At 69.6% G+C, this 18,811-nt stretch carries 17 protein-coding genes; 7 read left to right on the top strand and 10 right to left on the bottom strand.

The annotated features are described in order from the left end of the window. The 3 genes from KYK13_RS11270 to KYK13_RS11260 form a co-directional block, all read right to left on the bottom strand. On the bottom strand, positions 1-1,017 hold the full coding sequence (locus KYK13_RS11270) for a hypothetical protein (protein ID WP_223644074.1): 1,017 nt from the start codon (positions 1,015-1,017) through the stop codon (positions 1-3). Between the two features lie 23 nt (positions 1,018-1,040). Beyond that, positions 1,041-1,574, bottom strand: a complete 534-nt coding sequence (locus KYK13_RS11265; protein WP_223644073.1) for a hypothetical protein — start codon at positions 1,572-1,574, stop codon at positions 1,041-1,043. A 337-nt stretch (positions 1,575-1,911) separates the two neighbouring features. After that, complete coding sequence (locus KYK13_RS11260; RefSeq protein WP_223644072.1) at positions 1,912-2,322, bottom strand: hypothetical protein; 411 nt, start codon at positions 2,320-2,322, stop codon at positions 1,912-1,914. A gap of 429 nt (positions 2,323-2,751) precedes the next feature. On the opposite strand from KYK13_RS11260, the gene KYK13_RS11255 reads away from it, so the two are divergent. Genes KYK13_RS11255 through KYK13_RS11245 form a run of 3 tightly spaced genes read left to right on the top strand, consistent with a single transcriptional unit; the run spans position 2,752 to position 5,489 of the window. Further along, positions 2,752-4,308: a glycosyltransferase family 39 protein gene (locus tag KYK13_RS11255; protein ID WP_223644071.1), complete on the top strand. Its 1,557-nt coding sequence runs from the start codon at positions 2,752-2,754 to the stop codon at positions 4,306-4,308. Positions 4,309-4,359: 51 nt separating this feature from the next. Further along, a complete protein-coding gene (locus KYK13_RS11250; RefSeq protein ID WP_223644070.1) occupies positions 4,360-4,848 on the top strand; it encodes an 8-oxo-dGTP diphosphatase in 489 nt (162 codons plus the stop codon). Continuing rightward, positions 4,731-5,489: a DUF2780 domain-containing protein gene (locus KYK13_RS11245; protein WP_223644069.1), complete on the top strand. Its 759-nt coding sequence runs from the start codon at positions 4,731-4,733 to the stop codon at positions 5,487-5,489. The genes KYK13_RS11250 and KYK13_RS11245 overlap by 118 nt, the downstream gene beginning before the upstream one ends. A 27-nt stretch (positions 5,490-5,516) precedes the next feature. Here KYK13_RS11245 and KYK13_RS11240 read toward each other — a convergent pair whose 3' ends face one another. Further along, complete coding sequence (locus tag KYK13_RS11240; protein WP_223644068.1) at positions 5,517-6,662, bottom strand: acyl-CoA dehydrogenase family protein; 1,146 nt, start codon at positions 6,660-6,662, stop codon at positions 5,517-5,519. A gap of 130 nt (positions 6,663-6,792) precedes the next feature. Beyond that, the gene (locus KYK13_RS11235; protein ID WP_223644067.1) at positions 6,793-7,647 is read right to left on the bottom strand and encodes a hypothetical protein; all 855 of its coding nucleotides are present in this window, start codon (positions 7,645-7,647) and stop codon (positions 6,793-6,795) included. A 331-nt stretch (positions 7,648-7,978) separates the two neighbouring features. Here KYK13_RS11235 and KYK13_RS11230 point away from each other — a divergent pair, with 331 nt between their 5' ends. Next, positions 7,979-10,114, top strand: coding sequence for an ATP-binding domain-containing protein (locus tag KYK13_RS11230; RefSeq protein WP_223644066.1), 2,136 nt, complete (start codon positions 7,979-7,981; stop codon positions 10,112-10,114). 4 nt (positions 10,115-10,118) lie between these two features. Here KYK13_RS11230 and KYK13_RS11225 read toward each other — a convergent pair whose 3' ends face one another. Further along, on the bottom strand, positions 10,119-10,793 hold the full coding sequence (locus KYK13_RS11225; RefSeq protein ID WP_223644065.1) for a hypothetical protein: 675 nt from the start codon (positions 10,791-10,793) through the stop codon (positions 10,119-10,121). Between the two features lie 299 nt (positions 10,794-11,092). Between KYK13_RS11225 and KYK13_RS11220 the strand changes: the two genes are divergently transcribed. After that, the gene (locus KYK13_RS11220; RefSeq protein WP_304504104.1) at positions 11,093-12,379 is read left to right on the top strand and encodes a pectin acetylesterase-family hydrolase; all 1,287 of its coding nucleotides are present in this window, start codon (positions 11,093-11,095) and stop codon (positions 12,377-12,379) included. 86 nt (positions 12,380-12,465) lie between these two features. Here KYK13_RS11220 and KYK13_RS11215 read toward each other — a convergent pair whose 3' ends face one another. The 4 genes from KYK13_RS11215 to KYK13_RS11200 form a co-directional block, all read right to left on the bottom strand. Continuing rightward, a complete protein-coding gene (locus tag KYK13_RS11215) occupies positions 12,466-13,848 on the bottom strand; it encodes a DUF1552 domain-containing protein (RefSeq protein ID WP_223644063.1) in 1,383 nt (460 codons plus the stop codon). 12 nt (positions 13,849-13,860) lie between these two features. After that, a complete protein-coding gene (locus KYK13_RS11210) occupies positions 13,861-15,483 on the bottom strand; it encodes a DUF1592 domain-containing protein (protein ID WP_223644062.1) in 1,623 nt (540 codons plus the stop codon). A gap of 199 nt (positions 15,484-15,682) precedes the next feature. After that, positions 15,683-16,093: an SET domain-containing protein-lysine N-methyltransferase gene (locus KYK13_RS11205; RefSeq protein ID WP_223644061.1), complete on the bottom strand. Its 411-nt coding sequence runs from the start codon at positions 16,091-16,093 to the stop codon at positions 15,683-15,685. Between the two features lie 115 nt (positions 16,094-16,208). After that, the gene (locus KYK13_RS11200; protein ID WP_223644060.1) at positions 16,209-17,246 is read right to left on the bottom strand and encodes a lysylphosphatidylglycerol synthase transmembrane domain-containing protein; all 1,038 of its coding nucleotides are present in this window, start codon (positions 17,244-17,246) and stop codon (positions 16,209-16,211) included. Positions 17,247-17,462: 216 nt separating this feature from the next. Here KYK13_RS11200 and KYK13_RS11195 point away from each other — a divergent pair, with 216 nt between their 5' ends. Continuing rightward, positions 17,463-17,831, top strand: a complete 369-nt coding sequence (locus tag KYK13_RS11195; RefSeq protein WP_223644059.1) for a Spx/MgsR family RNA polymerase-binding regulatory protein — start codon at positions 17,463-17,465, stop codon at positions 17,829-17,831. 108 nt (positions 17,832-17,939) lie between these two features. Next, complete coding sequence (locus tag KYK13_RS11190) at positions 17,940-18,797, top strand: general secretion pathway protein GspE (protein ID WP_223644058.1); 858 nt, start codon at positions 17,940-17,942, stop codon at positions 18,795-18,797. The last annotated feature ends 14 nt before the right edge of the window (positions 18,798-18,811 follow it).

Below are 18,811 nucleotides of genomic sequence, written 5' to 3'. Positions count from 1 at the left end.
TCAGCGGTCGGTGGCCAGGTTCTTCCAGAAACGCTCGAGGCTCTCGTCCGCCCCGAACAGGGTGCTGAAGATGGTGGAGTCCGCCACCAGCACGTCGCCGGCCCGGCCATCGCCCGGAGGCATCCACAGCAGGGCGTTGAACTCGGTGTTGCCCGCGTTGGTGAAGGGGTGGGGCCGGGACAAATCAATGGGCTGCTTCGCCAGGACGCGGACCGCACGTGCGTCGTCCGTGGTGACGGCGTAGTGAGGCAGGTGCATGTGGAAGTTGAAGTTCTGGACCCCGCGGAGCCAGCCGCGGGTGTCCAGGTCCTCGCGCACCGTCAGGGGGACGCTCCGGTTCGTTCCGGCGACGACGGCGGGGCGGAGGCCCCAGCGATTCTCGACCGGGATTCCCAGCCCCTTCATCAACGAGCGCGCATAACCGCCAAAGCGCTGCTGACGAGGCACCAGCGCGTCACCATGGTGGGCGTGTTCGAGGGCGCGCTCCTGCATGTCTGGCGAGTGCCCCACGTCATGGTGGGGGCCAATCACCAGACAGGTGCCTTCGCGCGCGAGGAACGCGCGGACCGCTTCAATCTCCTCCGGCGCGGCCACCTGCTCGGTGACGTTGTGGTCCAGGCTGAAGACGAGCAGCGTGTCCGCGTCCGCGAGGACCCGCTCGTCGAGCGGCAGGGTGAAGCCCGCCTGGTCGACCCGCTGGAACATGGGGACCGCGTATCCGGTGACCTCCTCGATGACCTCCTGGAAGCGCACCCAGGCCCAGAAGAAGAGCTCCAGCGAGCCGGAGATGCCCTGCTGGAACCGCCGGGGGTCCGCCCACTGCGGGGACTCATAGGCGGGCCAGAGCACCCGGCGGACCTCGGTCATCGTCGAGAACCGATTGTCCATTTCGGCGGGCTCCCGATTGGCTTCTCCGGGGTAGCTCCAGGACGTGTAGACGCTGACGCGCCGATGCCCCTTCGCATACGGCCTGGGGGCATGGTTCTGGTTGTACGTCCGTGCGGGCGTCTGGCTCATGGCAGGCCCTTCTCGCTGCGGTCCTACTGCATCTGCTCGAGCATCTCGGAGAACGCGGCCTTGAGCTTCAGGGCCTTCTTGATCTCATCGCTCGAGAAGTACGGGTACTCGCCGTACTCGAGGAAGCTGTTGCACTGGTGGTCCCGGAGGAACTGGATGAACGCACGCGTGTTCGTCTTCCAGTCCATGGGGAAGCCCTCGAGGTTCTCGAAGGCCGTGTTGATTCCGGACCGCGTGAAGATGACGACCGCGTCCTCGGTGTACTTGTCGAAGTCTGTGTCGAAGATGCCCTGATACATGAACCGGGTGTCGTTATCGAAGAGCACCCAGCGCAGGTAGTGGAGCTTGAGCGGCGCGAGGAGGTGGGGCTCCTTCTTGAGGGACTCGGCCAATCGCTGCCCGTAGCCGCGCATGGTATCGGCGCGCCCCGGCTTGACGTTGGCGACGATGGTGAAGCCGTAACATGCGGGGGTCTTCGGAAAGATGGGGCCGTACTTCCCCTTTTCGAGGTGCTCGGTCGACTTGGGGATGGCCATGGCCTGGGGGGTGAGTTCCATCGCGAAGCTCCTCGCTGCTCATGGCTCAAGGTCGCGACGGGGGCTGGCGCATGCAAGTTCCTGGGCCTTCCACCGGCCAGACTGCATTTCGAGCGCTCCCGCGCGAACCCGCCGCCGTCGAGGGCGCACAAGGGCTCCACCCTCCGGCCCACGACCACTCGCTCGGAGCCTGGGCCGCGCACGACCTCATCACACGAGGGAGGCAGCACTGGGCTTGCGGCCAGGTGTCAGATTCCCTGGTGAGACATGCCTCAAGACGAAGCTTCCTCACCGGGAGGCACACCGGTGGCGCGCACAGCGGCGCCCTCGATGGACGCCGCGGCGCAGCCCTCGAAACTCAGAGCTTGGACTCGAGCAGCGACTGGATGGCCTTGGTGCGTTCCGTCACTTCATCCACGTTGGTGTGGGGATTGTTATCCAGCAGCAGGGTGCCGTTTTCGAAGGAGGCAATCCGCGACGCATTGCCGGTGTCCGCGCGGTTCTGGATTTCGATCTTCTTGAGGGAGCTCTTGAGCGCCTCCTTGCCCATGTCGTCGATGGTGATGCCCTTGAGCGCCTCGATGAGCGGCACGAAGTACACCTTGGGCCAGCACTCGTCATAGAGATGGGATTCGCCCTCCAGGGTCAGCGTGTCCCAGGCAACCGTCACGGGCACTTCGAAGCCGGCTGCCTCGTCGATGTCCTTCTTGAACTGCGGAAAGCGCTTGGTCTCGAACTCCTTGGCTGCTCGACGCTCGGCAAGTCCCATGATGGCTCCTGGAGAGGGAAAGGGCGCCGGACGCTAGCGTAAGGACTTTGGCGGCGGCCAGCACTCCGCGTCGTAGCGCCTCCTGACGCATTGCGTGACCCGGGCCGGTCATCGCGTTGCATGAGCGCAACGCCCCGCCTGGCACGCGGGTGCCACGAGTCTCACCCGTGCGAAGACACCTCGCGTTCGCTCTCCCGCGGCATCCTGGACTCCTGAAACAACCTCGGCGCCGCGCGCCCGCGCAGGATGCGCGGCGGGCTTCACCTCCGGGGCCGGCCCGACAGGCGCTGGAGTGACGCATGTTTCACTCGCGCTGCATCGCGATGGACTCGCGTCGCGCCCTGCCTTTCGTGCACCCCTGCCCTCGTGAGGCTCGCGCGAATGTCGGCTGCTGCGTAGCATGCTCGCGCCTTGGACGGATTGACGTGGATGACGGCGAATGGCAGGGCCCGGCGCTGGTGGCCCTGGCTCCTGATGGCGATGGGCGTGGGCGCCTGGGGACTGCGGGCCCTGCCGTTCTTCCACCGCGCCGGAGCGCTCGGCTACATCGTGAACTACGACGAGGGCGTCTACGCCGCGGCGTCCGCGCTGCTGTGGAAGGGCGTGCTGCCCTACCGCGACTACCTCTTCGTGCATCCGCCGGGCGCGCTGCTCCTGGGGGCTCCGGCCGCGGCGGTGGGCGCGTTCGGTGACCCGGCCACGGGCTTCGCGCTGGCACGTTGGCTCGCCACCGCGATGGGCGCCGTGAGCACCATGCTCGTGGGCCGGCTGGCGATGCGGGCCTGGGGACCCGCCGCGGGCGTGGTGGCCGCGCTGGTCTACGCGGTGCACCCGGAGGTCGTCACCATGGAGCGCGGTCCGTTCCTGGATCCGCTGCTCAACCTGTGCGGTCTGGGGCTCGCGAACATCTGGCTCCTGCCTTCGGGCCGCGCTCCCCTGCCCCGCCGCGCGGGCCTCGCTGGCGTGATGGCGGGCCTCATGACGTCGGTGAAGGTGTTGGGCGGAATCTGGGGCGCGGCGGCGCTCGTGGCCCGGGCGCCGGACCTCCGCTGGAGCCTGACTCGGAGATTCGTGCTGACCGCGTCGCTCACGGCGCTGGCGCTCGTGGGGCCGCTGGCCCTGATGGCCCCGCGCGCCTTCGTGCGCGACGCGCTGTGGTTCCAGTCCGCCCGCCCCGAGGACGGCATCACGTCGCGCTGGGAGCGGCTCCTGGAGATGACCCATGAGCGGCGCCGGTATGCCCTGCTGCTCGCGGCGGTGGGGCTGTGCGTCGCGCTGTTCCGGGCCGCCCGCCGGAGCACCCGCGCGGAGGCCGCGCCCGAGCGCTTCGCCGCCACCGCGTACCTGCTCACCGTGGCCGCGTACCTCGCCGCGCACAGCTACTGGTCCAACTACAACGCGCTGCTCGCGGGGCCGGAGGCGCTGCTCGCCGGACTGGGCGCGGCGGCGCTCGTGGGCTTCGCCTCGGCCCGGGCACGGCCGGTGGGCGTGGGCGCCTTCGGGATGGTGCTGCTGGCGCCGCTGCACTCCCTTCAGGAAACGCTTCGCGGCTCGGAGATCCGTCCTCCGGAGCAGGTCCTCCAGGCGCGCTACGTGCGCGAACAGGTGCCACCGGACGCGTCGCTGTGCGGCTTCGAGCCGGCCTGGGGGCTCATGGCCGGAAGACTTCCGCCGGCGCTCCCGGGACACGCCGTGCCCGTGGACCCCTACGCGCTCATGCTCCAGGACGCGCTCGCGTCGGGAGAACGCTTCCCGGACGCGGCGGCGGCCTTCGCCAGCGAGGGCTCCCAGAAGCGGATGCTCGCGCTCCTGGGGCGGTGTGACTTCGTGCTGCTGGGCGCGCGCGGCCACCGGCAGCTGTCCTCCGACAGCCGCCTCTGGTTCGAAGCGAACTACACGCGCGCCGTGTCTCCGGACGCTCCCGCCGCCGAGCTGTGGCGCCGCCACGAGCCGCCCTCCGACCTCCTGACCGGCGCGTCTCGCTGAGCGGCTCCGCGCCGCTTGACGCCCCGCCGGAATCAGGAGACGAACCGGCGCATGCCCTACACCCCCATCGTCGCCACGCTGGGCTACGTGATGTCCCCGGACGGCCAGCAGGTGCTGCTCATCCACCGGAACGCGCGCCCGGACGACGCCCACTACGGCAAGTACAACGGCCTGGGCGGCAAGATGGACCGCGACGAGGACATCGCCGCGTGCATGCGCCGGGAGATCCGCGAGGAGGCCGGCATCGAGTGCACGCGCATGGTCCTGCGCGGCACCCTGTCCTGGCCCGGCTTCGGCAAGCACGGCGAGGACTGGCTGGGCTTCATCTTCCGCATCGACGCCTTCGAGGGCACGCCCCTGGACAGGAACCCCGAGGGCTCGCTGTCCTGGGTCCCCGTGTCCTCCATCCTGTCCCTGTCGCTGTGGGACGGAGACCGGCACTTCCTGCCGCTCGTGTTCGACGCGGACCCGCGCCCCTTCCATGGCGTGATGCCCTACGAGGGCGGTCGCGCGGTGAGCTGGTCCTTCACCCGGCTGTAGGACTGCCCGCCGGGCGTCCTCCGACCAACGCTCACGCCGGTTTTCCAGCCAGCTCCCCGGCCAGGACCGCTACAACCGCCGCCTCTCACCTGGCCCCACGTGAAGGAGCGCGGCACATGGACCTCATCGGACAGCTCTCGCAGCAGCTTGGAGTGGATGGAACGCAGGCACAGGGACTCGCGGGTTCACTCCTGAAGCTGGTGCAGGGCACGGTGCAGGAGAAGGTGGGCCCGGACGCGGCCCGGCAGATGGGGCAGGCCATCCCGGAGATGCAGGGCTGGCAGCAGCAGGCGGCACAGGCCCCGGCGGGCGACGGCGGCGGCCTCATGGGCGCCCTGGGCGGCATGCTCGGAGGCGCGGGCGGCGGTGGCGGCCTCATGGGTGCCCTGGGCGGCGCGGCGGCCCACGCGGGCGAGGTGGCGGGCATGGTGGCCATCCTCCAGCGCTTCAACCTGGACGCGGGCAAGGCGACCCTGGTGGCGCCCCTGCTGCTCGACTTCCTCAAGTCCCGCCTGGATCCGGGGCTGGTCGGGAAGATCCTCGCCGTGGTGCCCCTGCTCGCGGGCGGCTCCGGCGGCGCAGCCAGCCCCCAGGGCGGCGGCGGACTGGGCGGAATGCTCGGCGGCCTCCTGGGGAAGTAGCGCCCGGCCGAGGAAGGCCGCTGGAGGCTACAGCGCCATCGTCCCCGCGATGATCTCCTTCATCACCTCGGAGGTGCCGCCTCCAATGGTGAGCATGCGCACGTCGCGCCACGCCCGCGCGACGTGCGACTCCTCCACGTAGCCCATGCCCCCATGGAATTGCTGGCAGTCATAGGCCACGCGCTGGGCCAGCTCCGTGGTGAGCAGCTTGGCCATGGCAATCTCCTTCACCGGCTTCTGCTTGCGTTTGCGATTGAAGAGCTGCACCGCCTGATAGGTGAGCTGCCGCGCCGCCTCCACCCGGGTGGCATGGTCCACGAAGGTGTGGCGCCACACCTGGAAGTCCAGGAGCCGCTTTCCAAACGCCTGACGTTCGCGGCCGTAGCGGAGGGTTTCCCGTAGCAGGTCGTCCATCACCGCCACCGTGTAGAGCGCCGTCACCAGGCGCTCCGCGTGGAAGCTGTTCATGATGTGGAAGAAGCCGTCGTTCTCCCGGCCCAGCACGTAGCGGGCGGGGATGCGGCAGTCCTCGAAGTAGAGGATGGCCATGTCCGACGAGCGGTGCCCCACCTTCTGGAGCTTCTTCGACACGGAGAAGCCCTTCACGTCCGTGGGCAGCGTCACCAGCGAGATGCCCGGCGCGCCCGCCCCGCCCGTGCGAACCGCCAGCACCAGGAAGTCCGCGCGGGCGCCGTTGGAGATCCACGTCTTCGCGCCCTGGATGACGTAGTCATCGCCGTCCCTGCTCGCGGTGGTGCGCAGGCGCGCCAGGTCCGAGCCCGCGTCCGGTTCGCTCATCGCCAGCGCCGCGATGCGCTCCCCGGCGAGCGCGGGGGCGAGGAACTCGCGCTTCTGCTCGTCGGTGCCCAGCTCGTTGATGACCGGCGTGGCCATCTGCCCCTGCACCAGGAGCGACATCGCCACGCCCCCGTTGCGCGCCCGCGCCAGCTCCTCCGCGAAGGCGGCCACGTACCAGTAGTCCAGCCCGCTGCCGCCATGGGCCGGATCATGGCTGATGCCGAAGAAGCCCAGCTCGCCGCAGCGGCGGAAGACGTCGCGAGGAAACTCGCCGGCCTGGTCCCACTCCAGCGCGTGCGGGGCCAGTTCCCTCTCGACGAACTGACGCACGGTGCGGCGGAACGCCTCGTGCTCCGGGGTGAAGCGCTCATCCATGGCACCGGATGCTGGCAGGGCCCGCCCCGCGCTTTCAAGCCGCACGGCCTTCCGCGTGCGCGGCTGAACGTGAAGGACAGCGGCTGGCCGGCCCGGTGCAGCGAGAGCACCGGAGCGCCACCACGCGGTGCTACATGGGCACGAACGCCAGCCGGATGCCCACGGTGAACAGCGCGTGGAAGCCGTCATCCACGGGCGAGAGCGACTGATCCCTGCTGCCCACGCCGGTGATGTCCAGCGTCTGGTGACCGGTGCGCACCGTGTACTGGCCCACCGACGCGCTGATGATGGGCCCCAGCGCCAGGGCCCGCGTCACGCGGATGTCGCCGCCCAGCGTGACCCGCGCGATCGTGATGCCCCGGTCCGTGACGTGCGTGTCCACGTGCGTGGGGAGCGACACACCCGGCGCGACCTGCACCTGCGTGTCTCCCTCCACGTGGCTCTTGAGGACCTCCAGGCCCAGGCCCAGACCAATCCACGGATCGAAGCCCAGGTCCGGCCGGAGGTGGTAGCGGAGCTCCGGCCCGACGCGCCACTGGAAGGTATGGCAGCTGAAGCCCTCCGGGCACGACAGCGCGTTCCGCTTGTTCAGCACCGGCTCCCAGCTTCCCCACGCGCCCAGGTAGAAGCGCGGCGTCACCCGGAAGCCCAGCTCCGCGATGATGGGGAAGGAGATCTTCGCGGACTGGGTGATCTTCAGGTCCTCCAACCCGCCCGTCGGGCTCTGGCCGTTCGTGTAGACGTAGCCCAGGCCGAAGCCCACGTTGCCGCTCACCGCGAACTGCGGCCCGATGCGGCCCTGGTGGTGGTGCTTCCCCGCGGGCTCCGCCATCTCCTCCGAGTTCATCGTGGTGGTGGTGGTCGTCGTCGTGGACGTCTCCGTCTCCGTCTGGGGCTCCGGCTCCTGGGCCCCCGCCGACGTGACGATTCCCAGCGCGGCGGCGAGCGACAGCGTCCAGCGGAACGGCGCGTTCATCAAGGTCATCCGGTACTTCCTCCGTGTTCGGGATGGATGCGCAAGGAAGCAAGCCGCGCGTGCCGTTAGAAGCCACCCGCATCCGGCGTGCGCCGCATTCGACAGACAACCCAAGGCATCGCCCAGTCGCGGACATCCACACCACCCCATGGGGAGGCAACCTGGCACGGTGGATGGGAGGCCCGGCCGCGGGAGGAGGGAAACGGGGACGCCGGGTGGGCACCTCGGCCGCGATCCCCAATCTAGCAAGATGGCCCGGAAATCCAACGGGTTGACCCGGCGTGGGCCAGCGTTCACCTTGCACGCGCCCAGGGTGCCCACGGGCGGAAAGGAAGACGTCATGGTCGGCCAGGAGCAGGAGCTGTCGCCCGAGGCGCTCGCGCTCATCGCCGAGGAGGAGGCCCTGCTGTCACGCGTGCAGCAGGCGCTGGCGGAGGCGCGCCGGCAGGCCGCGGAGCGCACGCTGGACACCCAGGGCCTGCTGGCGCAGCTGCAGGTGCTGCGCGACGACGCCACCACGGCGCACGCCGCGGACCTGCCGCACGTCTTCACCCAGATGAACGAGGTGCGCTCCATGCTGGAGCGGCAGGAGACCGTGCCGCTGCCGGATTCGAACGCGCCCTACTTCGCGCACCTGCGCCTGTCCGGGCCCACCGGCGCGCGCGACTACCTGCTCGGCCGCACCAGCTTCGCCAACCTGGGCGCCGGGGTGCGCGTCATCGACTGGCGCTTCGCCCCCGTGGCCCGCGTCTTCTACAACTACGAGGAGGGCGACGCGTTCGAGGAGTACTTCGGCGAGCGGCTCTCCGAGGGCGAGGTGGAGGCGCGCCGGCTGGTCATCATCGAGAAGGGCGTCCTCACCCGCATCAGCACCGGCCCGCACCTGCTCCAGCGCGATGCCCAGGGCCGCTGGCACGCGCGCGGGCGCGACGCGGCCTCCGTGCTCGGGGGCGGCAGCGGCACCGCCGCGCGTCCGGGCGTCCTGGGCGTGGGCCGGGGCACCACGCACGTCGAGGACGCCTTCGGGGTGACGGCGCTCCTGGACGCGGAGCAGTACGCCGCCGTCAGCACCGGCCCGGAGCAGCCGCTCCTGGTGCTGGGCAGCGCGGGCAGCGGCAAGACGACGGTGGCGCTGCACCGGCTGGCCAAGGTCGTCTTCGACGACGCGAAGACGTACCCGCAGGCGCGCGTCCAGGTCGTCGTGCCGGAGGCGGGCCTGGCCCGGCTCACGCGCCGGCTGCTCGCGCCGCTGGGCCTGGGCAAGGTGTCCGTGCAGACGCTGGAGGCCTGGTCGCTGGCCACCGCGCGCTCCGCCTTCAGCGTGCCGGGCATCAAGCTGTCCCCGGACACGCCCGCGCTCGTCTCGCGCTTCAAGCGCCACCCCGCCCTGCGCCGGGCGCTGGCGGACCGCGTGCCCGTCTTCAAGGGCAAGCCCCTGCCCCCCACGCTGGACCGGCTGCGCATCAAGCTGGCGGACGCGTACCTCGACCGCGCCTTCCTGGAGGCCGTGGTGGCGGACGCGAAGGGGGAGCTGCCCCTCACCGTGGTGGAGGAGGTGCTGGAGCACACGAAGCAGCAGACCGCCACGCCGCTGTCGCGCCAGTACAAGGGCTTCGACGAGGACCGCCTCGTCACCGTGGACGGGCGCGCCATTGAAGAGGACACCCCGGACGCGCTCGCGGGCACCGTGGACGCGGACGACCTGCCCGCCCTGATGTTCCTCAAGGCGCAGCGGGGCGCGCTGGGCGCGGAACGGCTGGCCCACGTGGTGCTGGACGAGGCGGAGGACTTCTCCCTCTTCGAGCTCTTCGTCGTCAGCCAGCTGCTCGCCCACGGCCGCAGCTGCACGCTCGCGGGCGACGAGGTGCAACAGACGACGGCGGGCTTCGCCGGCTGGGACGCGGCCCTGGGCGAGCTGGGCATCCGCGACGCCGCCACCTGCCGGCTCCAGGTGTCCTACCGCTGCCCGCGCCCGGTGGTGGAGCTGGCGCAGCACGTGCTGGGCTCACAGTCCCCCGCCAACGCCGCCCGGGCCGGCCGCGAGGGCGCGCCCGTGGGCTTCCACCACTTCCCGGACGAGGCCCAGGCCTGGCTCTTCCTGGGAGACGCCCTGCGAGACCTGGTGCTGCGCGAGCCGCACGCTTCCGTGGGCGTCATCGCCAGCAGCCGCGAGGCCGCCCAGTCCTTCCACCGCGTCATCCGGGAGATGCCCTGGGCGCGGCTGGTGCTGGAGGGCGACTTCTCCTTCGAGCCCGGCGTGGACGTGACGGACGTGGACAACGTGAAGGGCCTGGAGTTCGACTACGTCCTCCTCCCGGACGTCACCGCACGCGCCTACCCCGCGGACGACGAGGCCCGCCGCCGGCTGCACGTCGCCGTCACGCGCGCCTCCCACCAGCTGTGGGTGGCCTCCTCCGCCGTGCGCTCCCCGCTCATCCGCAGCTTCCCCGGCGCGGGCGACCCCGTGCAGGGCTGATGGCTCAGGGCTGGCGTGCGCCGCCGGCCCGCCACTCCTTCTGCCGCTGGGCGTGGGCCTCGCGGCGGGCGAGCGCCTCCGACTCCTGGCGCGGAATCTCCGCCAGGCGCGTGCGGTGCATGTTCACGCTCAGCTCCAACAGGCCCCGGTGCTCCTCCGGCAGCTTGTCGCCGTAGTCCTGCAGCACCGTGGTGGCGAAGGTGATGGCGTCCTCGGACACCTGGCGGCGGTGCTCGTAGTACTGGTGCACCTCCTCCTCCGTGGCCTCGTTGGACAGCACCTTGCCGTAGAGCGCGTTCCACTTCGCCTTCACGCCCTCGCGGCGGGCCAGCTCCTCGGGGTCCTTCGTGGGCACGTCCGTGTCCCAGTACAGGTTGCCCGGCAGCTTCGCGCGCAGCGCCTCCAGGTCCACCGGGTAGGGGCGGGCCTCCTCTTCCTCCGGCGCCGCCCGCACCTGGGCCGTCGCCGCGCCCACCAGGTCCAGCCCGCCATCCTTCGCGCGGGGCACCGCCGGCGTGGACGCGAACACGGGCGGCGGCGCGGGGGCCTGCGCCACGGGCGCGGGCGGCGGCGCGGTGTCCTCCGGCGTCTGCCCACCCAAGACAAGCCACGCCCCCACCGCCAGGACCAGGACTCCCGCCGTGCCCAGGGGCAGCTGCCATCGCGCGCGTGTGCTCATGCCAAAGCCATACCGCGCGCCCCGCGCCCACCGCAACCCGCGTCAGCCCATGCCGGCAACGCACCGCGCAATTGATACATTTAAAACATGTCCTTGCGCGTCAATTCCCAGTTCCTGACTGACGCACGGCGACAATCCCCATCCCCTCGGATGGAATGCTGCACTCCACGCGGAATTCGAATTTTTCACCGCAAGCGAAGTTTCCCTGCTTCCGGCTGATAAACAAGAACGTATCATCCGCGACCGCAACCCCACTCACTCCCCCTCTTGGAGGAAGCCGCATGAGAAGTCTTCTCTGGATGAGCCTTCTGGCCCTCTCCGCCCCCGTGGGCGCCGCGCATGCCGAAGTGCTGGTGGAAGGCATCGTCGACGTGCTGGTGGACGGCGGCAACAACTACGACTGGCAGAAGGTGACGCTGCCCGGCACGAAGTGTGGCAACGGCTCGCAGTACAAGTTCTTCGTGCACCGCACGAACTCGCCCAACCTGCTCTTCATGATGGAGGGCGGTGGCGCGTGCTGGGACTACGATTCCTGTAGCGGCCGCCTGGGCATCCTGGGCGCGGCGAACCCCAACGGCATCGCCGACGACTACATGAAGCAGTTCACGGCGAAGTACGTGTCCCCCATCGTCAACGGGGCGGACCCGGGCCTGCCCTTCCGCTCCCGCAAGGACCTGGTGACGAAGGATTGGAACATCGTCTACATGCCGTACTGCACGGGCGACGTGCACATCGGCAACAACGCCAAGACGTACGTGGACACCACCGGCGGCCAGGCGCCGCTCACCTGGTACCACAACGGCTACACCAACACGCTGGCCGCGGCGAACTACGCCAAGCAGAACTTCCCCAACGTGCAGAAGCTGCTGGTGACGGGCTACAGCGCGGGCGGCACGTCCACCTCCGCCGGCTACTACTTCATCCGCAAGGCCATCAACCCGGCCAAGGGGTACATGATCAACGACTCCGGCCCCATCTTCATGGCGCCGAACGCGAACTCCCTGTCGCGCCCGCTGCACGACAAGATCCGCTCGTCGTGGAACCTGGACTCGGTGTTCAGCCAGCTGCCGGCCAGCTTCAGCATCAACGACATGGGCAGCATCAACCGCATGGTGGCCACGGAGTTCCCGAATGATCAGCTCGCGTACACGGGCTACACCATGGACTACAACTACTCGCGCTATTCGTATGAGCGCTTCAAGACGCCCAACGACGAGGCGTCCATCCACGCGTACTGGAAGCAGGACCAGGACGCGTTCGTGAACGAGCTGAACAAGTACAACAACTTCAGCTATTTCATCCCGCACCAGCGCGACATCAACGCCAGCCACTGCAGCACCATCATCACCTTCGTGGGCGCGCACGCCTGCCAGAAGATGGAGAAGAAGTACTGGTACGAGTACATCGACAGCCCGTGGCAGTCCTGGGCCTGCCACAGCGAGATGATCCCCATGGACGTCTTCCTGACGCGCTTCATCAACAACAACCAGCGCGTCCGCGTCTATGAGCCGGCCAACAACTACAACAAGGAAGACGCCGGCATGAGCATCCTCGCGCCCCTCATCAACGGCGCGCTCGGCGGGTAGGCCCCACCGTCCGTCCCTGAAATGAAAACGGGAGCGGGTCCACGAAGGGCCCGCTCCCGTTGTCTTTGGGAGGCCTTGAGGCCAGCTCAGGTGAGGCCGGGCAGCGTGCCCGTGTAGTCCGGGTGGCCGAAGCGGTCCACGTTCACCCCGAAGGCCTGGGCAATGGAGGTGAGCAGCTTGTTGTGCTCCACGGCGCCCGGCAGCGGGTTGCCCGGGCCCTTCCACGTGCCCAGCGGATCCTTGCCGGGGCGCAGGGACAGCATGCGGCCCATGCGGAACTTCCCGCCCGCGCCGCCCGCCAGCACCGTGGGGATGGACACGTTCATGTGGCCGGCGGCGTCACCCAGCTCGTTCCCCCACAGGATGAGGGTGTTGTCGAGCACCGTGCCGCTGCCCTCCGGGATGGACTTGAGCGCGTCCATCAGCCGCGCCACCTGCTCGGTGTACCAGCGCTGCACCTGCACCATGCGCAGGCGGATCTGCGTGCGCTGGGGCTCGCTCTGGACGTCCGTGCGGTGAGCGATGTCGTTGTGGATGTCCTCGTCGATGCCAATCCACGGCATGGACGGCCCGGGGATGGTCATGGTCACCACGCGCGTCAAATCACACGCGAACGCGCGGGCGATGAGGTCCATGTGCAGCTCGGTGAGCCCGGGCATGTTGTTGATGTCGCCCAGGTCGCTCAGCGCGTCGGAGGGCTCCTGCGGCTTGGAGCAGCCGAGCGCGCCCGTGTGGGTGAGCCGCCGCTCGATGTCGCGCAGCGCCGCCAGGTGCGTGTCCAGCTTGGTGCCTTCCGCCGCGGCCAGGCGCGACTTCAGCCGGGTGGCGTCCTTGATGAGGTAGTCCAGGAGGCTCTTGCGCTTGGACAGGATGGCCTGCGCCTCCGCCGCGGAGCCGCCCATGCCGCCAAAGAGGCGCTTGTAGACGTTGGCGGGGTTCAGCTCGAACGGCACGCGCGAGCCGTTCTCCGTGAAGGAGATGCTGTTGTAGACGTGCTGGGCGCCGAACTGCTCGTAGGCGTGCAGCTGCAGCGAGCGGAACTGGGTGGAGCCCCCCACCGCGTTGCCAATCACCTGGTCCAGGGACGGGCCGTTGGGCAGCTCGTCGCCGCTGGAGACCTCCACCTGGCTGCCGGTGAGGAAGGTGACGGGGCCGCCCTCGTGGCCGGTGCGGCCGTGCTCGTAGAGGACGCGGTAGTCCAGGCCGTCCAGCACCAGCAGCTTGTCGCGGTGGCGCTGGAGCGGCTGGAGGACGGAGTTCTCGAAGTCGATGTTGAAGTTCGTGTCACTGCCCTTGGGCGTCCAGTACTCCGGCAGCAAGCCGTGGGGCGTGAACAGCGCGATGAAGCGCAGGGGCGCGGCGTCCGCCGCTTCGGCCACGGAGCTGGTGAGCAGGTGCGCGAAGGGCGCCGCCATGGCCGTGCCGGACAGGAGCTTCAGGATGCTGCGTCGGGAGAAGTCGCGGGACATGGAAGTCAGGGCTCAACGGGTGGGCAGACGCCGCTGGGTGAAGGAGGTCGAGCGCACCAGACTGACCAGCGCTTCGGTGATTTTCAGGTGGTCCGTGCGGTAGGCGCCCGTGCGCATGGCGTTGAGCAGCTCCGCGTCCGAGGCGTGCTCGTCGCGCCCCAGGGCATAGCGCACGAGCTGGAGCGGCACGCAGTGGGCCAGCTCCTCGCTCCGGGTCAGGAAGTTGGCCAGCTGCGCGCCGCCCGTGAAGCTGCCCAGGTTGGTGGTGCCGTCCGCGGCCATCACCGCGCCGCTGGCGTCCACCTTCTTGCCGTTCTCCTCCGTGCGGTACTGGCCCAGCCCGTCGAAGTCCTCCATGCCGAAGCCCATGGGGTCGATGATCTTGTGGCAGCCGGAGCAGTTCGGGTTGTTGGTGTGCGCCGCGAAGCGCTCGCGGGTGGTGGCGTCGTCGGACAGGGCCGGGGGAATGGTGGACACGTTGGCCGGCGGCGCCGGCACCGTGCGGCACAACATGCGCGTGAGCACGAACTTGCCGCGCTTGATGGGCGAGGACGAGTCGAAGTGGGCGTACGTGGACATCACGCCCGCCTGCGTGAGGATGCCCTGGCGCTCCGGCGGAAGCGCCACGCGGCCCATCCCCGTGTCGTCGTTCACGTTGGTGCGCTCGAGGCCGCCGTAGAAGTTCGCCAGCGTCTCATCCACGAACGAGTACTTCGCGCCCACCAGCTCCTCCACGGAGCCCGAGTGCTCCTTCACGATGAAGTCGATGAAGGCATCGCGCTCGCGGACCATGGAGTCGCGGAAGTCCACGCTGTAGTCCGGGTACACGAGGTTGTTCTTGTTCACCTTGGCCAGGCCGCCCAGCCCCAGCCACTCGATGAAGAACTGGCGCAGCTTCGCCTGCGCCGCGTCCGTCTTGAGCAGGCGGCGCGCCTGGGCCTCACGCTCGTCCGGCGAGGACAGCGTGCCGGCCCTGGCGGAGGCGAGCAGCGCGGCGTCCGGCGGTCCACCGGTCACCATGTAGGAAAGCTCGGAGGCGACCTCGTAGGGCGTCAGCTCCACGACCTGGCCCTTGCGCGCGTTCTCCGGCCCCAGCTCCGTGCGGTACAGGAACGACGCGGAGGAGAAGAGCGCCTGGAGCACCAGCTCCGCGCCGGACTCCATGGTCCCGTTCTTCTTGCCCTCGTTGAAGAGGGCCAGCAGGTCCGTCTCCTCCTCGGCCGTCACCGGCCGGCGGAAGGCGCGCTCACCCACGCGCTGGATGAAGGCGCGCGCGCAATCGTCCTGCGTCTTGCCCTTGGGGCATGCGTAGAGGTCACTGAGCTGTGACTTGCCCTGCTCCGCGAGCGCCACCGCGGCGGTGTCGATTTGATCCGCCAGCAGCGACGTCACCTGGAGCCGCTCGTGCGTGGAGAAGCCGAGGATGGTGTCCTCGGCGGCGAAGCCCTGGGCGATGTCGACCTCCGTGCCCAGCACCGCGGAGGCGGACTTGTTGTACTCGTCGCGAGTCAGCCGGCGAACCCGCGCGGGTGCCGCCGCGCTTTCAGGCGCCGCGTCCTGCCCACCGATGTTGCCGGTGCAGGCGGAGGCGGACAGCACGAGAGCGGAGGACAGGTAGAAACGACGCAATGGCATGATGTCTGGCATTCCTCGCACCCGCGCAGCCTGACAGACGACCGGCGCACAGGCAGGCTGCATTGTACCGGTTGCTCCCCACGCTGACAGTGGGGATTTCGTTTCCGAGCGCTTCCTCGCTTGCCCGAGGAAGAAGACGCGCTCACGGGGCAGGAAGTGCGAACGCACCGGTCAACTGCGCACACGGTGCAAAGGCGACTCAGGGAGGAACTTCCTCACCCCGCGCCTTCCACCAGTTCTCTCCGTAACTGATGCAGATCTGCTCACCCGGGTGGATGTCCCGCAGTGCGTGATAGCGGAACACATCGCGGTCCTCGGCGCGGCTGTAGGACGCGTTGGGGTCGCTTGCGTGGTTGTAGATCATTCCATAGCCCATCACGAGGGCGACCCAGTCCCCCTTGCGCGGCTCTTCATGGCGGTGCCAGCGGATCTCGAAGACGTAGTCGTCGAGCGGCTCGCCCCGGCACTGGCGCTGCGGCACCTTGAGGTAATGGCATTCCTCGATGAGCTCGCCCGCGGCGATGAAGACGTCCGTGAAGACGCCCATGCCCCACTCGCACGGGCGCACCTTCACGCCGGGGTGGAGGAAGAGCGCCGGGCCCAGGTTCATGAGTGCTTCGCTTTCGCTTCCGGTGTCGTCCACGCTGGAGCGAACCATCGCGCAAGAGGGGCGCCCGCGGGAAGCGCCGCAAGGGGCTGGGGCGTTTCCTCGACTTCCCGTGAAGTCAGTCTGCCTGCCCACCGGCCTGAAGTCCGCGTCCGAAGGCGTGGCGCAGGAGGTACAGGCCGGGAATGAGGGGCAGCCACAGGGTGAAGCCGCGCAGGAGCATGGTGCCCGCGAGCGCCGCCTCCACCGGGACGCCGAAGAGGTTGAGCATGCCCACGGACGTGGCCTCGTAGGTGCCCACGCCGCCGGGGATGATGGACACCGTCTCCGCCATGGAGGCCACCATGAAGCTGACGAACACGGTGCTCAGGGGCACCTCCTGCCCCATGGCGCGGAGCATGGCGCCCAGCGTGGCCGCGTCCAGCACGTACACCCCCAGTTGCAGGATGACGCCGCGCACGATCAGGCCGGGGTTTCGCAGCATGCCGGGCGGCACCTCCGCGATGGCCTTGAGCATCGAGCCCAGCGACGGGATGCGCCGGGCGAAGCGGCCCGGCTTCCAATCGCGGTGCCCGGTGACCCAGAGGATGGCCATGGGGATGAGCACCGCCAGCACGCCGAAGCCGGTGACGAGGATCTGGATCCAGTTGCTCAGCTCGGACCGGCGCCAGAGGAAGAAGAGGCTGGCGCCCACGCCCAGCGCCTGCGCGATGTAGAAGCACAGCACGGTGAGCAGCACCGCGCCCGCGGCGACGCCGGGGTTCGCGCCCTCGCGGCGCAGCCCGCGTCCCACGAGCAGCGACCCGCCCACGCCACCGGTGGGAATCACCTGGTCGAACGCGAGCTTCATCAGCGACAGCCGGGCGAGAGACCAGAGCGGCGCCTTCAGCCTCGCCCGGTGCAGGACGATCCACCAGATGCCCGCCACGCACAGGTACGTGCCCGCCTGGAACGCGACCGCCACCAGCAGCCACGCGGGCCGGGCCTTCTGCAAGAGGTCCAGGAACTGCTTCTCCTCCGCGTGCCGCGAGAGGATGAAAGCCAGGAGCGCGATGAGCATCAGCGCCCCTGGAATCCACCAGCCCCGCCGGCGCTTCGCTGGCAACTCCAGCGGCTCCTCCGCGGCGGGAATGGGTTCGGCGCGTGTGCCCTCCATGCGTCTCCTTCCGAAGAATGGGATGGCCTCTGAAAGAATGCGCTTCCCGGCCCCGCGGGGCAGGCTCCGGGGCACGGCGGCCTGCCTGCCCTCCGTGCGGGGAGGCAGGGGCTCCGCGCCCCGGCGGCTTCCAGGCATCCTCTTCAACGGGTGTAGTCTCCGGGGATGCGGTTCATGGACTCTCTTCCCGGAAGCGCTCTGGTAGAAGCCCCGCGCATGTCCGATGACATCCTCGTGCTGACGTACTCCGGATGTGACACCTGCAAGAAGGCGCTGAAGTGGCTGGAGGCGCGAGGCGTCTCCTATAGGACGCGCCCCATCGTGGACCAGCCCCCTTCCGTGGCGGAGCTGCGCCAGTGGATTCCCCGAAGCGGCGTGTCCGTGCGCAAGTGGCTCAACACCAGCGGCCAGAGCTACCGCGGGCTCGGCAAGGAGAAGGTCGACGCGGCCTCCGACGCGGAGCTCGCGGAGTGGCTGGCGAAGGACGGGAAGCTGGTGAAGCGGCCCGTGCTCGTCTCCAAGGAGGCCGTCACCGTGGGCTTCAAGCCAGAGGCCTACGCGGCGCTGTTCCCGGCGCGCCCGTAACGGACGGCCCGCACCGGCCCCCTTTTCACGCGGCTTGAGGGCGGGCGGGCGTGCGAGCCCTCGGCTGACCGTCGTCGCCAGCGGACCGGGTCGCCACGTTGAGTGGGCATGGAGATCGGATCCAGACGCCCATTGGGGGAGATCCTCCTGGAGCTGGGGGTGGTCGACAAAGGCCAGCTCCGCTTGGGACTGGTGCACCATCACGAGGTCCACGTCCCCCTGGGCCGCGCCCTGGTGAGCGAGGGCGTGTGCACGGAGGCGGACGTGCTGCGCGGCTTGGCCATCCAGTTCGACGTGGAGGCCGTGGACCTGGACCGGCATCCGCTCGACCGCTCCCTGACGAACCTGGTGCCCTCGCGCATCGCCCGGCAGTACGGCGTCGTGCCGCTCCGGCTGGAGACGCGCGAGGACAAGGAGGTGCTCCACCTCGCCGTGCCCGCGCCCCTGTCACTGGACGCGGTGGATGACGTGCGGGCCGTGTCCGGCAAGGCGCGCGTGGAGCCTCACCTGGCCTCCGACAGCGCCCTGTCGCGCGCGCTCAGCGCCCTCTATGGCATCAGGGAGACGGCCGGGGCCGCGCCGGAGCCGCGCCGCCCCGCCGTGCCCAGCCCGCCGCTGATGCTCTACGGCTGGCCCCCCGTCACCGCGGTGCTCATCTCCCGCACGCTGGCGCGCAACGGCATCCCTTCGCGCGTGGCCACGCCGCTGGAGGTGCTGCACACGAAGGAGAGCGACGTGGTGCTCGCCCCCCTCCAGGCCATGGAGGGGCTGCTCGCGGGCGAGGTCCGCATCGAGGGCGCGCTCATCGTCCACGGGGCGTCGGACGACGAGGGCTTCGACCGGGCGCGCAAGCTGGACGCGCGGGGCTTCCTGGCCAACCCGCGCGACGAGGAGCTGCTCCTGCGCGCCGTGCGCAGGCTCCGTCCCCACGGGGGCAGCGAGGACTCCTGGCCGCGCCACTCCTGACCCGGGGTGGGAGG

Origin of the sequence: Corallococcus sp. EGB, assembly GCF_019968905.1 — a bacterium.
Lineage (GTDB): Bacteria > Myxococcota > Myxococcia > Myxococcales > Myxococcaceae > Corallococcus.
Note: the sequence above shows the minus strand (reverse complement) of the source record. Positions and strands in the feature narration are given on the sequence as shown.

What these genes read in the sequence shown, in the direction of transcription:
- KYK13_RS11270 (WP_223644074.1), bottom strand. Translation starts at nt 1,017, where the DNA reads ATGAGCCAGACGCCCGCACGGACGTACAACCAGAACCATGCCCCCAGG.
- KYK13_RS11265 (WP_223644073.1), bottom strand. Translation starts at nt 1,574, where the DNA reads ATGGAACTCACCCCCCAGGCCATGGCCATCCCCAAGTCGACCGAGCAC.
- KYK13_RS11260 (WP_223644072.1), bottom strand. Translation starts at nt 2,322, where the DNA reads ATGGGACTTGCCGAGCGTCGAGCAGCCAAGGAGTTCGAGACCAAGCGC.
- KYK13_RS11255 (WP_223644071.1), top strand. Translation starts at nt 2,752, where the DNA reads ATGACGGCGAATGGCAGGGCCCGGCGCTGGTGGCCCTGGCTCCTGATG.
- KYK13_RS11250 (WP_223644070.1), top strand. Translation starts at nt 4,360, where the DNA reads ATGCCCTACACCCCCATCGTCGCCACGCTGGGCTACGTGATGTCCCCG.
- KYK13_RS11240 (WP_223644068.1), bottom strand. Translation starts at nt 6,662, where the DNA reads ATGGATGAGCGCTTCACCCCGGAGCACGAGGCGTTCCGCCGCACCGTG.
- KYK13_RS11235 (WP_223644067.1), bottom strand. Translation starts at nt 7,647, where the DNA reads ATGACCTTGATGAACGCGCCGTTCCGCTGGACGCTGTCGCTCGCCGCC.
- KYK13_RS11230 (WP_223644066.1), top strand. Translation starts at nt 7,979, where the DNA reads ATGGTCGGCCAGGAGCAGGAGCTGTCGCCCGAGGCGCTCGCGCTCATC.
- KYK13_RS11225 (WP_223644065.1), bottom strand. Translation starts at nt 10,793, where the DNA reads ATGAGCACACGCGCGCGATGGCAGCTGCCCCTGGGCACGGCGGGAGTC.
- KYK13_RS11220 (WP_304504104.1), top strand. Translation starts at nt 11,093, where the DNA reads ATGAGCCTTCTGGCCCTCTCCGCCCCCGTGGGCGCCGCGCATGCCGAA.
- KYK13_RS11215 (WP_223644063.1), bottom strand. Translation starts at nt 13,848, where the DNA reads ATGTCCCGCGACTTCTCCCGACGCAGCATCCTGAAGCTCCTGTCCGGC.
- KYK13_RS11210 (WP_223644062.1), bottom strand. Translation starts at nt 15,483, where the DNA reads ATGCCATTGCGTCGTTTCTACCTGTCCTCCGCTCTCGTGCTGTCCGCC.
- KYK13_RS11205 (WP_223644061.1), bottom strand. Translation starts at nt 16,093, where the DNA reads ATGAACCTGGGCCCGGCGCTCTTCCTCCACCCCGGCGTGAAGGTGCGC.
- KYK13_RS11200 (WP_223644060.1), bottom strand. Translation starts at nt 17,246, where the DNA reads ATGGAGGGCACACGCGCCGAACCCATTCCCGCCGCGGAGGAGCCGCTG.
- KYK13_RS11195 (WP_223644059.1), top strand. Translation starts at nt 17,463, where the DNA reads ATGTCCGATGACATCCTCGTGCTGACGTACTCCGGATGTGACACCTGC.
- KYK13_RS11190 (WP_223644058.1), top strand. Translation starts at nt 17,940, where the DNA reads ATGGAGATCGGATCCAGACGCCCATTGGGGGAGATCCTCCTGGAGCTG.